The 14,912-nt window shown below is 46.1% G+C and carries 12 protein-coding genes; 5 read left to right on the top strand and 7 right to left on the bottom strand.

Translation table 11 applies throughout. From position 1 onward, the window contains the following. Positions 1 to 16 precede the first annotated feature (16 nt). Positions 17 to 493: a 2-C-methyl-D-erythritol 2,4-cyclodiphosphate synthase gene (ispF, locus tag CR164_RS09295; RefSeq protein ID WP_110023712.1), complete on the bottom strand. Its 477-nt coding sequence runs from the start codon at positions 491 to 493 to the stop codon at positions 17 to 19. Between the two features lie 102 nt (positions 494 to 595). On the opposite strand from ispF, the gene CR164_RS09290 reads away from it, so the two are divergent. Beyond that, positions 596 to 1,723: a DUF4407 domain-containing protein gene (locus CR164_RS09290; RefSeq protein ID WP_110023822.1), complete on the top strand. Its 1,128-nt coding sequence runs from the start codon at positions 596 to 598 to the stop codon at positions 1,721 to 1,723. Between the two features lie 4 nt (positions 1,724 to 1,727). On the opposite strand, the gene queG is transcribed toward CR164_RS09290, so the two are convergent. Continuing rightward, positions 1,728 to 2,672, bottom strand: a complete 945-nt coding sequence (gene queG, locus CR164_RS09285) for a tRNA epoxyqueuosine(34) reductase QueG (protein ID WP_110023821.1) — start codon at positions 2,670 to 2,672, stop codon at positions 1,728 to 1,730. Between the two features lie 85 nt (positions 2,673 to 2,757). On the opposite strand from queG, the gene CR164_RS09280 reads away from it, so the two are divergent. The 4 genes from CR164_RS09280 (at position 2,758) to CR164_RS09265 (ending at position 8,235) form a co-directional block, all read left to right on the top strand. Next, entirely contained in the window at positions 2,758 to 4,680 is a 1,923-nt protein-coding gene (locus tag CR164_RS09280; RefSeq protein WP_110023711.1) for an FAD-dependent oxidoreductase, read from the top strand. Positions 4,681 to 4,947: 267 nt separating this feature from the next. Next, positions 4,948 to 5,223: a hypothetical protein gene (locus CR164_RS13105; RefSeq protein WP_110023710.1), complete on the top strand. Its 276-nt coding sequence runs from the start codon at positions 4,948 to 4,950 to the stop codon at positions 5,221 to 5,223. Positions 5,224 to 5,329: 106 nt separating this feature from the next. Continuing rightward, positions 5,330 to 6,775, top strand: a complete 1,446-nt coding sequence (locus CR164_RS09270) for a radical SAM protein (RefSeq protein WP_110023709.1) — start codon at positions 5,330 to 5,332, stop codon at positions 6,773 to 6,775. Then, the gene (locus tag CR164_RS09265) at positions 6,772 to 8,235 is read left to right on the top strand and encodes a radical SAM/SPASM domain-containing protein (RefSeq protein ID WP_110023708.1); all 1,464 of its coding nucleotides are present in this window, start codon (positions 6,772 to 6,774) and stop codon (positions 8,233 to 8,235) included. Before CR164_RS09270 ends, CR164_RS09265 begins: the two co-directional genes overlap by 4 nt. 30 nt (positions 8,236 to 8,265) lie before the next feature. Here the strand turns inward: CR164_RS09265 and CR164_RS09260 are convergent, their stop codons facing one another. Genes CR164_RS09260 through CR164_RS09240 form a run of 5 tightly spaced genes read right to left on the bottom strand, consistent with a single transcriptional unit; the run spans position 8,266 to position 14,605 of the window. Further along, complete coding sequence (locus CR164_RS09260; RefSeq protein ID WP_110023707.1) at positions 8,266 to 9,786, bottom strand: DUF6798 domain-containing protein; 1,521 nt, start codon at positions 9,784 to 9,786, stop codon at positions 8,266 to 8,268. A 7-nt stretch (positions 9,787 to 9,793) separates the two neighbouring features. After that, positions 9,794 to 10,954, bottom strand: a complete 1,161-nt coding sequence (locus tag CR164_RS09255) for a cation:proton antiporter domain-containing protein (RefSeq protein ID WP_110023706.1) — start codon at positions 10,952 to 10,954, stop codon at positions 9,794 to 9,796. Positions 10,955 to 10,974: 20 nt separating this feature from the next. Beyond that, positions 10,975 to 12,330 (bottom strand): deoxyribodipyrimidine photo-lyase, encoded by a 1,356-nt coding sequence (locus CR164_RS09250; RefSeq protein WP_110023705.1) that lies wholly within the window; start codon positions 12,328 to 12,330, stop codon positions 10,975 to 10,977. A 15-nt stretch (positions 12,331 to 12,345) separates the two neighbouring features. Then, entirely contained in the window at positions 12,346 to 13,059 is a 714-nt protein-coding gene (locus CR164_RS09245; protein ID WP_110023704.1) for a type 1 glutamine amidotransferase, read from the bottom strand. Between the two features lie 13 nt (positions 13,060 to 13,072). Then, entirely contained in the window at positions 13,073 to 14,605 is a 1,533-nt protein-coding gene (locus tag CR164_RS09240; RefSeq protein WP_161953511.1) for an ATP-binding response regulator, read from the bottom strand. Positions 14,606 to 14,912 lie beyond the last annotated feature (307 nt).

Genomic DNA, 14,912 nt, shown 5'->3' with positions numbered 1-14,912 from the left:
GTCAAAAGGCATCCAGCTACCCAGCCTGTTCAATCAGGCATATCGCGTGAGCGCAGACACCTTCTTCACGTCCGACATAACCGAGTTTTTCATTCGTGGTTGCCTTTACCGCTACCCTGCCGATATCGATGTTCAGGCACTCGGCGATGTTTGCTCGCATCGCCATGATGTGAGGAGCGACCTTGGGGCGTTCCATCAGCAGCATCGAGTCAATATTTTCTATCGAGTAACCCTCTTCAGAGATAAGCTTGCCGACATGGCGCAAGAGTATCTTACTGTCGATATCCTTGAATTCAGGGCTGGTGTCGGGAAAATGTTTTCCTATATCGCCAAGTGCTGCCGCTCCCAAAAGGGCATCGCTGATTGCGTGCAACAGTACGTCTGCATCGCTATGTCCTTTAAGCCCTTTTGAATGAGGAATCTCGACGCCGCCAACAATTAGTTTCCTTCCTTCGGCGAACTGGTGAATGTCAATGCCTATTCCTACACGCATAAACGGTAAGTTGTCGATTGCTTTATGAATGTCAGGGAAGCAAGATATGATTATATTTCAAAAAACAAGAATCCCGATAGTGTACAAAATCCAGCCACGAACATGCTGAGCATACAGAGGTTTTTCTGGATGTGTGCCGGGACACCTATCGAGATAATCGAGAGGTATCCTACGGAGCACAACAAGTTCATCGGTATCGGGGCTACCATTTTTTTTACAGCTCTTTTTGCCGGACTGTCAGGTGGTTATGCATTGTACTATGTTTTTGCCGGAGCACCATTTGCCATTTTTTTTGCCGTTGTGTTCGGTGTCCTCTGGGGGCTTGCCATTTTCAACCTCGATCGGTATATCGTTTCGAGCATCAACAAGACCGCAAAAGGGTTGCGACAGTTTTACCAGGCGTCGCCCCGTCTGATTTTCGCGGTACTTATTGCAATTGTCATTGCCCGACCGCTCGAGCTCAAGATTTTCGACAAAGAGATCAAAGACGTGCTCAAGTCGCGTTATCTGCATGAGCAGCAGGAGCGTGTCTCGAGGGTCAGTGCGGCGTTTGCCGAAAAGTACGCTCTTGAACTTGGGCAGATTGAAAGGCTTCAAAAGGAGTATGACTCCCTAAGCAAGGAGTTGACCCGTCTGCGTGAAGAGCTGAAAAAGGAGGTTTTTGGGGATAAGACTTCAACGACCTCGGGTATTGTGGGGTTCGGGACCTATGCCCGAGAGAAACAAGCGGTTATTGATTCCAAGCAGGAACGTGAAAAGTACCTTGCTTCCCAACTGGTAAAGCTTGAAACATATATCAATCGGCAGAAAGAGCTGGAAGGGATCAATACCCAGATGATGTTGTCGGACTCTTTGATGAATGCCAAGGTATCCTATGCCGGGTTCGCCGACCGTAACTGGGCGCTCGGGCATCTGACAAGTTCGGGCAATGAAGTCAATAACTCTTCTGCTCATGCGGTGTTGTTCATTACACTGCTTTTTGTTGCTTTTGAGTGTGCTCCCATACTGGTAAAGCTCCTTTCTGATGCAGGTCCGTCCGATGTCGATATTCATGAGTCGGAAGCAAGGATTATCCGTTGGTTGACGGCAACATCACCCTTGTCAAAAAACCGTTTTGTAAGAGCGTACCGTGCTATCGGTGGTAAACCCGGTCGGCGGCTCACACGCAGGCCGTTGTATAATAAAAGAGTGAGAAAAGCCGGTGCGGCAGGGTTGCACGGTGGCGAGTAGCAGGTTAGGATTTTTTCAGGTTTTCCAAGACTGCTTTTGCATTGCGTTTCAGCCGTTTCAACCCGGTACGGTAAATCGGGGTGGCTGCGAAAAGCATTTTAAATTGGGACCTTGTAAGAGCGAGAATCTGTTCTGGAGTGATCCGAAGCAATTCTTCTCTTGGCATCAGTTCAGGGTACGCTTCTGTGGAGGATTTCTGTTTGTTGTGAGGACAAGCTTCCTGACAGAGGTCGCATCCGAAAAGCCAGTCATCAATCATAGTGGCTTCCTCCGTTGTGAATTCCCTTTTCAACTCGACGGTCAGGTAAGAGATGCACCGGCGGGCATCGATTTTACCTGGCTCCAGCAGTGCTCCAGTCGGACAGCTTTTGAGACAAATATCGCAATTGCCGCAAAGGTCCGGTACTTTTTTGGTGTTGCTTTCAAGCTCTATATCGAGCAATATTTCACCGAGGAACAAGTATGAACCTGTGCCCGGGGAGATGAGTACTGTGTTTTTACCGGTTCTGCCGATCCCTGCTTTTTCCGCCCACGCTTTTTCGAAAACCGGTGAACTGTCAACAAAGACTTTTCCGTTGACTTCTCCTTCGTGGTTCCGGGAGATATAATCAAGCAGTTTTTCGAGTTTGTCTCGCATGACGCAATGATAGTCGGTGCATAGTGCATAGCGTGATATTTTTCCTTTTTTTTCCGGTTGTCCGATTGGAAAATTATAAGGCAATGCGGCTGAAAAAATCGTCTTTGCTCCTGGCAAAAGATTTGTCGGATCGACCCTGGCGTTCAGGTTTTTCTGCATGTAATGCATCTCTCCATGGCGGTTTTCTTCGATCATGGAGACAAGTCGGCCTGTTTCCTGCCTGCAGGATGAGAGTGAGGTAAAGCCTGCTGCGCAAAATCCGCATTCTTTTGCTTTCTGCAGAACGTGTGATAAGAATTTGTCTTTGCTCATCTCAAACTGAAAGGTTGTATTAAATGTATTTATTAATATATGCCATGCCTTTATCTTGCTAATGTGAATTTTTATCTCTATGCCCATGGATCGCAGGGAGTTTCTCGGTAAGCTTTTTAAACGGACAGGTATTGCCGCTGGGGTAACGGTTGCTGGTGCAGCAGGTGTTTTGGGATATTATCAGCCCCGAAAGCAGAACTACAGGAGCAAGAACGAGGAGGATACCTCAGGGCTTGCTGACAGACTTGAGGCTTCGAAAAAAGCATTGATTGTCGGTGGTGGTCTTGCCGGTATCAGTGCTGCTATGGAGCTTGCAAAAAGAAATTTTGATGTGACGCTTGTCGAAGCCTCGGCCGATCTTGGTGGAAAACTAACAGGCTGGGACGTCGATGCGCTGGGGGAGAGGTTTCCGGTCGAACATGGTTTTCACGGTTATTTCAACCAGTATTACAATCTCAACGAGATGTTTGCTGAATCAGGTGTCGGCGATGTTTTCATGCCTGCACCAGGTTACCCGGTACTGTTCAAAGACCATCCTTTGGAGGTGTTCGGCAACACACCGAAACTGTTTCCTCTGAACATTTTTTCTGTTTTGCAGCAATCAGACTCCCTCGATCTTTTTCCTATTCTCAAGGATTTCGATGGCATGATGCCGGTTCTCAACATGTTTCGTTATGAATATGAACGCACATTCGAGGAGTATGACGGGATTGATTTCATGACCTACTGTCAAGAACAAAGGGTTTATGAACCTTTTTTCAGGACGGTACTCCATCCTTTTTCGGATGCGACCATGAATCGGATGGAGGTTCTTTCAGCCGCCGAAGCTATACGGTATTTTCATTTTTACTTTATGGGAAGTCCCGAAGCCCTTGGGTACCGGATTACAACAAAAAACTGTATGGATGCGCTTGTTCGTCCTATGGAACGGCGTTTGAAGGAGCTTGGGGTCAAGATTCTTTCGGGCAAGAAAGTCCGAAAGCTTCTGGTTGATGACCGGCGGGTTTCAGGGGTTGAGCTCGAGGGCGGTGGTTCCGATGAAATCATTGCCGTTGTGGATGCTTCACGGGTCAAGACAGGGGAATGGGCCTCGTTACGGACGGAAAACGGGCTGCCTGTTCTGTTAACCTCGCGTAACGGCGAGTATGTTGCATTCGATGCAACCTGTACACACATGGGGTGCCCGGTTGTTCCGGATGAAAAGTTGAATGGATTTTTTTGTCCCTGCCATGCCGGCGTTTTTGATTATGAAGGAAATGTGGTAAGTGGACCGCCTGAAACTCCACTGCGGAAACTGCAGGTAACGGTTTCCGGCCATCAGTTGGTTGTTTCCACCGGAGTAGGTGATGCATCCGAGGTGTTGTCATGTGATTACTGTGTCCTGGCATCGGATGTGACCGGTACAAAAGGAATCATCGAACGCTCCGATATCCGGCAGCCTGAATTCGAATCGCGTATCGCTTCACTCGGGACTGCCGATCCGTATGTTGTATGGCGCCTTTGGCTGGATAAACCGGTCACCTCCGCTGAATATCCTTTTTATACGGTGGCTGGGTTTACCTATACGGATTCGGTATCTCTTTTTTCGCGTTTTCAGGAGCCCTTTATTTCCTGGGGGGAGAAGCAGGGAGGAAGTGTCGTTGAACTACACGCTTATGCAATTGCCCCGGAAGATGTGCGCCCGAACGAGGTAATCAAGCAGACGATGCTGAAAGAGATGCACCATATGTTCCCTGAAACCAAGGATGCCGCCATTCTTTACGATGTCTATATGCAGCAGCAGAATTTTACCCGCTGGGCACCGGGAGATCATGCAAAAAGGCCCGTATCGGAAACACCTTTGGAGAACCTCTCTCTTGCAGGTGACTGGGTGAAAGTCGATGCTCCGGTTTTTCTCATGGAAGCAGCGGTATTTACAGGTCGTCTTGCAGTAAACGCAATTTGCAGCAAAGAAGGGCTGAAGCCTTTGCCCTTACCCATAGTGCCAATGGACGGTTTGTTTGCCTAACACGCAACGCGTAAAAAAGTTCGCCGTATTGTTTTCTCAAATCCGATGTATTGCATGCCGAGATTCATACCGGTGTGGGTTTGTAGAAGTGGATAAAAATTCGCTAAATTTACACATAACGGTGATTTCTCATCTACCTGAATTATTCTTCCCTCAATCAAAAATACAATGATTCAGGGCCTTTTTCCAGTTGTTCCGTAGTGAAATATGAGATATGGCAGTATTTGACTGCATAACTATTAATCATTGAACCTCAGGAGGAGCGCTATGGCGAAAACCAATGAAGCAAAGATCAAGTCTCTCAACGACCGAAAAATCGATGTTGCTCTCAACATTCAGGAGCTTTACATGGAATTAGCGAAAATCGATGCCGAGATATTGAGGGCCGGCGGTATGATACCTGTTGGTGGGACCATAGGCGGCACGATCGGTGGTGTGACCGGTGGTACGATAGGGGGAACCGTAGGAGGTACAATCGGCGGAACAATCGGTGGAACGATGGTCGACATTGCAGGCACGATAGGCGCAACAGGACGTTGTTAAAACCGTTCGTTAGTGACCGCGCATTGTTTCAGGAGGCTGGAAAGGCAGGTATGAGCGTTCCAGTCTCTTTTTATTTGCTATAAGCAGTGGATCATCGTTTCCTTGGATGCAGAAACTCAAAGTATCAAAATACCTTCGCATAATTCCCCGAAGGGTCGATTTTGCCATCTATCATTCTCTGTACGGTAATCTTATGCTCGTTGACGCAGAGGGGAAGGCATTGCTGCAATCCTTCGATGGAGGTTGTGTTATCGATGAAGCCATAAGAAAGTTCAGTGCATATGATGCTTCTGTTGTCTGGTCGTATGTTCATGAGTTACGGATGCGCGACTTTCTCGTTGCCGACGACGCAGACGAATACGGCTTGGTGCATGCCGATACACTCAGGCGTGAAGAGCAGCTTGAAAAGGGTTATTTGCTTCGCGTGCTGCAGCTTGTCGTTGCCAATACATGTAATTTCAATTGTAAATACTGTTTTGTCGACAAGATGTATGGCTCCAAAGAACGGGACGCTTTGCAGCATCGTCCTGAGAATATGACTATGAGCTTTTCAACGGCAAAGCAGTCGATTGAAAAGGTTCTTGATATTGTGGGTCGTAACGGAACACCCCAGCTCAGTATCGAGTTTTTCGGCGGAGAGCCTTTGATGAACTGGCCGCTTATAAAGCAAGTTCTGGAAACGTTTCGTACGAAAAGTCCTGAGGGAATCGAGCTGTTGTACAGTGTAACGACAAATGGATCGCTCATTACCGAGGAGATGGCCAGATTGTTCAAGGAACATAATGTTACGGTGACTGTAAGCTTTGATTCTCCTGATTCTTCCGCGCACTCTGCGGTTAAAGCGCAAAAAGGAGGGGGGCTGGTAAAAGAAAATCTTGAAATCCTGAAAAAACATGGTAACTGGGTAACCTTCAATGCAGTGATTTCAAGAGAGACGATCGATGGTTATGATGGAAAGGCTCTGATAGATAGTGCTAAAAAATATCGTATAGCTATGATCGGCTTGATTCTTGACCTCGATCTGTCGTTTTACAGTAAAGAAAGTCGAAGAAAAAAAGTTATCGAACAGTTATGGTCTACCTATGAATATGGAAGGGACCAGGGGATTGCTGTTGTTGGTTACTGGCACCAGATTTTTAATCAAATTGCGGGGCTGCAGCCGATTAATCTACTCTCCGGTTATAAAACCTGTCCGGCTACGGGCTGCAAGGTTAGTGTTGAGCCGGAAGGGCATGTGTTTATATGCAAATGTTGTTCCGGTTATCTGGGTCATGTTTCTCAGCTCGAAGCGGTCTTGAAATCGGAAAAATACCGGCAGTATTCCATGCAGGCGTATCGCAATGCTCCCGGATGTGAGGGTTGTGCAATCGAAGGATTTTGTGCCGGTGTTTGCATGGGTGCCCTGGAAAAGAAATATCAAAGAATCGACATCGTCGAAAGCAGTTCGTGTGAAGTGTATAAAGGTATTACAAGAAAACTGTTGCAGAACGTCGATTCGAACGATGTCGAGGTTCATTACCTGCATCAGGACAAGAACACATCTCGAATATGAACAGGTATCGAAAGCTACGGACATCGAAATACTTGCGGTACATCGCAAGACATGACGGTTTTGCGCTGTATCATTCGCTGTATGGAGGGCTTTGTATTGTCGATAGTGATATTCGCTACCTGTTTGAGGTTTTCCAGACTCCGAGATCGGCTCATGAAGTGGTTACGGTAGGATGTGCTTTTGATGAACTCCGTATACAGTCATTCATGCAGCTTTTTGAAGAGAGAGGTTTTCTTGTAGAGGACTGTTCCAATGAGTCTGGACAGCTAGAGGATTATCTTGAAACAATGGAAAAAAGGCTGCACAAAGGGGGACAAGTCGGGGTTGTACAGCTGGTTCTGACAAATCTGTGCAATTTTCGCTGTGAGTACTGTTTTGTCAATAGCATTTATTCTTCCAAGGAGCGGTTGGATGCTCAAGCTTCGAAAAACAACAGGGTGATGCATGTTGAGGAGGCCCGGACTTACCTTGAAAACGTTATTGATATTGCAAGGAAAAACGGTAAGACGGGTTTGTCCGTACAGTTTTTCGGGGGTGAACCTCTCTTGAACTGGAAGGTGATGAAATTTGTCCTCGAGCACTTTGGGGCTGGTGAAGAACATGGGCTGGAGATAACGTACAGCGTCGTGACCAATGGTTCTTTAATAACGGATGAAATTGCGGCGTATTGCAAAAAGCACAAAGTTTCGGTTATAGTCAGTTTTGATGCTCCTTCAGGTGAGCAGCGTGTGTGTAAAAACGGAAAAAACGGAGGTGAGCTGGTCGAACAAGGCTTGTCGTTGCTCAACAAATACTATAATCACGTTGCATTCAATGCAGTTCTGTCAAGTGAGACCTTTGCTGTTTTCGGATATGAGCTTGTTGATTTCGCTCTTGAACACTATGTATTTGAAATTGGTGTTCTGCTTGATCTGAGCCCTGGATTTTATGAAAAATATTCGGCGAAGGACATTGTCGATACACTTTGGGATGTTTACTGTTACGGTAAACAGAAGGGGGTGCAGCTTACAGGATACTGGCATATGATCTTCCAACAGCTCGTTCACAAGAACCTGTATAGAACGCGCGGGTTCAAAACCTGTTCCGCTACGGGTTGCCAGTTGAGTATAGAGCCTTCAGGAGATGTTTTTGCCTGTAAAGGATCTTCCGGCTACTTTGGAAATATTCTGCGTATCGATGAGCTGCTTGCTTCTGAAAATTACAGAAAGTACGCATCGAGAGCATTCAGTAATTCTCCTGAGTGTGCCGGGTGTGCAATAGAGGGTTTTTGTTCCGGCTTTTGCCTGGGGCCTCTTGAAAAGAAATATGGCAGTATATCTGTTATGGAAAAAAATGCTTGTGCGGTTTACATGGAACTGACCAGGCGCCTGATCGCTGATATGGATTCGGAAGATGTCGCAGTATTTACCATGCAGAGACCCGAAAAGGTTGAGCATCATGCCCGCGAGCGTCTCTCCTGAGCGGTTTCAGGCGCGGAGGTGAAAAGTTTTTTATCCAGATTCCCCGGTTTTCTCTCTTGATATTTTCAGAATAGTATAATGTGGGTCCCGATAGACTTGCCTGCCAGGAAAACCAGCTGGCAGAGCTGCTGTTGAGTTGATAATGCAATGGGTGATCGGATACGTCTCAATGAGGTCGGCTAAAGTCTGAATTCGTTTTTCGGGCAAAGTAGAGCTATAAAACGCCTGGGCTTTTCTACAGCGTGTATCCCATTCAATAATTTCTGTATCCTTATAAGGATGGGTTTTCGTGTTGATGAGAATCGGAATACCGGTTTCGAGCCGGAATTTGTCGAAAGCACTGTTTTCTGGCGGAACGAGATAGAGATCTTCCGAAGATGCGTGGCGGGCGGCATAATCGATGACATTCATCTCTTTGCCATTATCGTACCTTTCAAATGCGTTGACTTGCTTTTGTATTTGCCGGATTGTAAGTAATGTCACAAGCGTACCGATGATCACGGTAACGATAGGTAGCGCTTTTTTATGATGTTCGAAAAAGGGGCTGCATGTTTGCCCAAGCCATCCGGCAAGAATGGCGATTGAAAGAGGGGCAAGGAAAACAGAACTTCGCCAAGGGGTGGAAAATGCAAGTGTTGCATTCGGGAAAAAATACAGATAGAACCCTGAAAGAACTATAATAAGATAGAGGCTGCTCAAAATTGGAAAAAGTCTGCTTTTTCTGATAAGAAGTATCGAAAGAAGCATGACGCCCAGTTGTTGGAAGGATTCCGATTCCAACCAGAGACGTATATCCGTATGGTGCGGTATCCTCTGGTTTGCGAGGATGTCCATTGCCTGCGCGTACAACACTTCTGTTGTTGGGGAAAAGAGAATGATGTATCGGATGACGAGAGGTGCTGAAAACAGTGCGAAAAGGGCAAGGGGAGCGATTGCTTTTTGCACTCCTTGTTTCTCTTTTATCAACGTAAGGATTGTGTAGTTGGTTTGTACGATAAGGGCTGTAGGAAGATACGTCGGATGAAATGCTGCAGAAAGCGCGAGTAGAATCGATGCTGTTTTTGCATGATTGTTGAGAAATCTTTCGATGGAAAGTAGAAGAAACACCCCGAATACGCAGGGCTGAAAATACTTTCCGAGCAAGTACTGGTCGGCAAGTCCTGAAGGATTTGCCTTGTGAATGAAGAAAAACAAGCCGAGATAAATGATCATTGGCGCTGTTTTTCTCAATTCCGGGAAAAGGTTTTGTGCGATTTTGCCAAGTGAGTAAAAGTAGATCAACAGGAGAACGCCAAAGAAAATGTAGGTGATTTCTATAGCGTTGGAGAGGTAGAGGAATTTTATGAGTGCCGTGAAAAGGGGAAGAGGGTCGAGTGTACCGGCCATCCAATCGTTTTCAAGAAAACCGTATCCGGCATCGCCTGCACCATGAAGGAACTTCGTGTTCTGGTTTTTTGTATAGAGAGGCTCTTTCTGATGGTAAACAGCAAAAAACAATCCTGGTAAGATCCATCGTAGCTCTTGCAACTGCGAAACCTTGAAGCTTTTCATGTAAATCTTAGTCAATTTTCAGTGGTTTACTCGTACCCAGAGGGGTTGGAAAAAGGAATACCAGGAGGTAGGACGATGCCGTCATGGTCACAATCGCAACAAGTTGTATGAGCTGTGAGTCAGCCGCACTTATCAACCCTTTTTCGGCGGCAAGAACGGCTATGATCAGGGAGAACTCGCTGTTTTGGCCGAGCCTGAATCCCATTTCCCGGCTAAACTTGGGCGTTTCTTTCGTGAGCCTGAATGCGGTTCTGTAAACCAGGGGTTTGAGCACCAGCAGGATAGCGGAGAGCAGTAATGTCGGCCAAACGATGGTCTGCATGAGTGCAAAATCCATTTTCGCGCCGAGTGTGAAAAAGAAGAGCACCAGAAAAAAGTCCCTGAAAAATTTCAGGTTTTCAGCAAGATAATTTGAAAGCGGCCCGCTTGCCAGAGCGACACCGGCAATGAATGCGCCGATTTCATGGCTCATACCTATGTATTCGGAGAGCAAGGCAAGGCTGAAACACCAGGCGAGAGCGACCATATTGAGCAGTTCATTATAGCGCTGGACCTGCATTATGATTTTTCTGATGATGTAGCGTTCTGCGACAATCGCTACAACGGTGAGAAGAACACCGATCAGAATACTGGTAATCCATCCCACTATGGAAGAACTGCTTCCTCCATTGATGAACGCTATTGCGAGAACGGCGAAAATATCCTGCATGATCAGTACCGCTATCGCTACCGCCCCCATATGTTTCTGGTGAAGGGTGATGGTTGGCATAAGCTTGACGACCAGGATGGTACTGGAAAACATCATCGCGACCCCTGTAATCACCGATTCCAGGATCGAGGCTCCGAACGCGTAAAGGATGCTGCCTGTCACCAACGCAAAAATACCGCTGGTCAATAGCGTCAGGGGAAACGTTTTGCTGAAAAGCTCGAGCAGTCTCCTCGGGTGAAGTGAAAGGCCGGCGAGGAAAAGCAGAAGAGTTATGCCGATGTTGGAAGCCTCATTGATAAACTCGATTTTGGTGACAAGTTTGAGCCCCCAGGGACCGAGCAGAACTCCGGCAACGATATATGAGATAATGATCGGCTGGCGTGTGAGCAGAGAGAGCCAACCGAGTATCGTCGATACGATCACTACCAGTGCTATTTCCAGAAATACGACATTTTCCATACGGCTTTCGAATATAGAGGTCAGGTGCTGAAAATGCCCTGTGAGTTTATGTATTGAACAACATTAAACTTACGCACGCATCCATTATAGTTCATATACCTTATTTTGCCAAAAACTGGATGTTCGAACCACGGCCGGTCATGAACTCCCCCGATGGACCACGCTACGCCGGTAAAGCCGTTTGGATCTCTTCCGTCGAGTGAGTATGTATCGTTCAGGTAAATTGCCGTATCGAACGCTGTGTCGGGATCGGGTGTCCATTCCAGGATTTTTTTTGCCCAGTACATCCGCAGATAACCGTGCATTTTTCCTTTTTTTCGGAGTTCTGTCTGGGCTGCATTCCAGAGCGGGTCATGTGTCGAGGCTTGTTCGAAATCATCGAGAGTATAGAGGTAATCCCTTATATCGATACGGTGTTGGTTCAAGGTTTCTTTTGCCCAGGGATGTATGCCGGAGAGTGAGTCGTAATGTTCGTTGTTATAGCAGTAGTTATCGGCAAGTTCACGTCTGATGACGAGTTCTTCCAGGAAAGCGTCTTTGCTTTCCTGTCGTGCTCGGCTTTTTTGTATCTCAAGTGCTACATACTGTGCGCTTATCTGTCCAAAATGCAGGTAGGGGGACAGGTTTGAGACAGCGTGTGCATTTGGATCGTTTCTTTTTTCCGCGTAGCTGTTCAGTCGGTGGCCGATAAAGTCTTGAAGAACTTTTTGCCCGGCATCTTCGCCGGGATCGATCCATGAAACGGGTTCCACAACCCTGTTTACATGGAGTGTTTCGTAAAGTTTTTGCCAGTTGACAGGATAAGAGAGCGTTTTGTTGTCGGATTGCTGACGTTGGAGCTCAGGAAAGCCGGTTAAAAAGGTTTCGAGCCGTCCATTGATTTTCGGGCGGATGGTTCGGGCTGAAAATTCGAGTTTGCGCGAAGCTGTCCAGCAGGGAACGATGTTATGGGCATCGACTTCATAAAAAGGTATGGAAAGTTGTTCAAGAACCTTTTTTTTCCATGCAAGGGAGATTTTCAAAGGAGAAAAATCAGCGACAACTGCACCGGCTTTGTGCTCTGCGACAAAAGACGGAAGCTCTGATTCAGGGTTGCCGGCTATAACAAAGAATGGGATGTTGAGGGTTTCAAGCTTTTTTTCCACCTGCATCAAGTTCTTCAACATGAAGTCGTAATGCCGTAACGTCGCTTGTGGATAAGAGGGTAAGAGGTTGAACAGTACGATTAACGGTTGGTTGCTTTCCTGTGACAACTGTTCGGCAAACAGAAGTGCCCAGTTATGGCGTATACGTTGATCCCTCGACATCCAGTAGATAATAGGGCCATTGAGGCTCTGCTCGGAATTTAGGCAGCGGATTCGTTCTGGATGGATCATGGTTGCGGTTTTAGTTCAGATAATCTCCGCAACATGCAAAAAGTTTTTCAAAATTGTAGTGCCTGTGTGTTTATAATCTACGTGGATATCGTGAAAGGTTTCGATCAGTTGTGCGTGATCCATGATTCGCAGATCGTTATCGATCGATAACCATGAAAGCAGGAGTTGTGGTGTCAATTCGAAATGTGATTGAATGCCATAGGCGCGGTTCGATACCCTAACGACCTGGTTCTTGCAGAATTTACCGGTTGCAAGGAGTGATATCCCATTGTGGAGGGCTACCGTTTCACCGTGTAACTGGAAAACGCGAAGTCTCTTGCCAAGATCATTGAAAAGAGAGTCCTCGATGCCTTGCAATGTAAGGTCAACTGTGAATGGGATTCCATCGGGCCCAAAAAAGCCCGTCTCTTTAGTGGAGCACGTTGTTACCTCGCCTTTTGCGGCTTTTACGAGTGTTTGCATCCCAAGGCATATACCGAGGTAGGGGATGTTTTCCTGGAGAATGATTTCAATGGTGCTCAGTTCATTGCGCATGACCTCGTTCAGGTCATTTGCACTTTGTGGACCACCGAGGGTTATCACGGCCGAGTAATGCCGGGGGTCAGGATACGGTTCACCTCTGGAAAGATCAACGATGAGAGATGGGATGGAGTACTTTTCAAGCAGGTCCGAAAGCAGGCCTGGGCCTTCGTGAGTTACATGCTGGATGATAAGGACTGGTCGGGGCATGGGTTTTTTGTCACTATTGTGGCTGTAGCCATGTTGAGAGAACTCTGGCAAGATCTTCTTTTCCAAAAGGTTTACCGAGGTGGTCGTTCATGCCGCTTTGTTTTGCAAGGGTAATGTTCGCATCATCGGTGTTACCGGTCAGTGCAATAATCGGGATTTCCCTGTATTTGCCAAATCTCTTGAAACGCTTGCCTTCCCTGATTATTCTTGTGGTATTGATGCCGTTCAATACAGGCATTTCCATATCCATGAAAATAAGCTCATAGTCGTTTTTTTCCAGATGCTCGAGCGCTTCTTCTCCATTTTCGGCTTGCATGACACGAGCTCCCATACGCTCGAGGACAAAGCTTATGAATTTTCGGCTGGTATGGTTATCGTCAACAATGAGTATGTCTGCATTGTCAAGAAAGATATCCGGGTTGTGGATGAGCGGCTCTGTTTCTGAAAAAAAATACTTTTCGAAAAGTAAGTGAATGTGTTTTCTCCGGGGTGGCTTCGGGATAAGCTCGTTCATTTCTGAGCCAAGAAGCCTCTGTTTCCTTTTGGATTCGGAGTGATTTGAGAACCCGATGATCGGGATTTCCTTATAATTCGTGGCTGGAAACTGAGGGTTATGTTTTTTCCGGCGTATTTGTTTGGCCACTTCATCTCCGGACACAGTGGGGAGTTCGAGGTTAATGAGTATCAGGTCAAAATGCTGCTGTAAAAGCATGGAGAGCGCCTGCGTGCCGTTTTGTACTTGTCTGGTATTGCAATGCCATTCGCTGAAATATTTGTCGGTTATACGGCGGTTATTCGAATTGTTGTCTACAATCAGAATATTTTTGTTATGAAGCACCTCTTTTTTCAGGTATTCAGCCTCTTTGGAGTGATACAGGGGAAAATGAAGAATGAATTCGGTCCACTCGTTTTCCTTTGAGTTACACGTTATTTGGCCTCCGAATGACGTGAGGACACGTTTACAAAAAGAGAGCCCGAGGCCGATACCATTTTTTTTCCCCGAGGTATAGAACTCGTCGAATATTTTTTCTTTTTTCGATGCGGGAATACCGGGACCTGTATCTCGTACCTTGATGGTGTTGCCATTTGAGCTGGTTTCAGTTGATATCTCAATAGTAAACCCCGGTTTTTTCTTATAGTGTAGGGCGTTTTTAATGAGGTTGAAAAGAACGTATACAAGTAGATCTTTGTCACCAAAAAAATTGAAATCCTTTTTTGATAGGTCTTTCACGAGCTTATGCTCTTCAAGTGTGTTGTAACTGAAACTGTTGATTGTGGAGTGTATGCAGCTTTTCGCTGTAATGCGTTTGAAGCTATTGGTGCTTAAGGATTTTCCTTGCATACCAGCAAGGATCGAGTCAATGATTTTGTTTGCTTTTATAACAATTTCTGAGCTTTCCTCGATAACGTTATGCAAGCTGATAAGTCCAGATCTGCTGAGTTTATACTGTTGATATTTGTCTTTTTCTTGTTTGCCAGGCTTATCCGGAATAATTGACTGCAATGATTCTATAGCATTGATGATAGAATTCAGAGGATTTCTCATTTCATGAGCTATGCTTCCACTCAGGCTGTGAAGTAGCAAGATTCTGGTCTGGTTTGCAATATTTTTTTTGTGACTGAAAATTATGCTGCCAACGATACCAAAAAGAAATATTGGAATGTATTCATATTGAAAATTTGTATATCCAATGTTCCCATCGAGTAAAAAAACGAGGAAAGATGCAAATAGGTACGCTGAGGTTGTTAATAGGCTGATAACAAGCCAGTCATTGATTAAGAGGATGAGCAAAAACAGCCCTGCCATGTTTGACATTGTCCAGACAAGAGACCATTCGTTTTTTAAGAGCATG

Source organism: Prosthecochloris marina (genome assembly GCF_003182595.1).
Taxonomy (GTDB): Bacteria; Bacteroidota; Chlorobiia; order Chlorobiales; family Chlorobiaceae; genus Prosthecochloris; species Prosthecochloris marina.
This window is presented reverse-complemented; position numbering and strand designations above follow the sequence as displayed.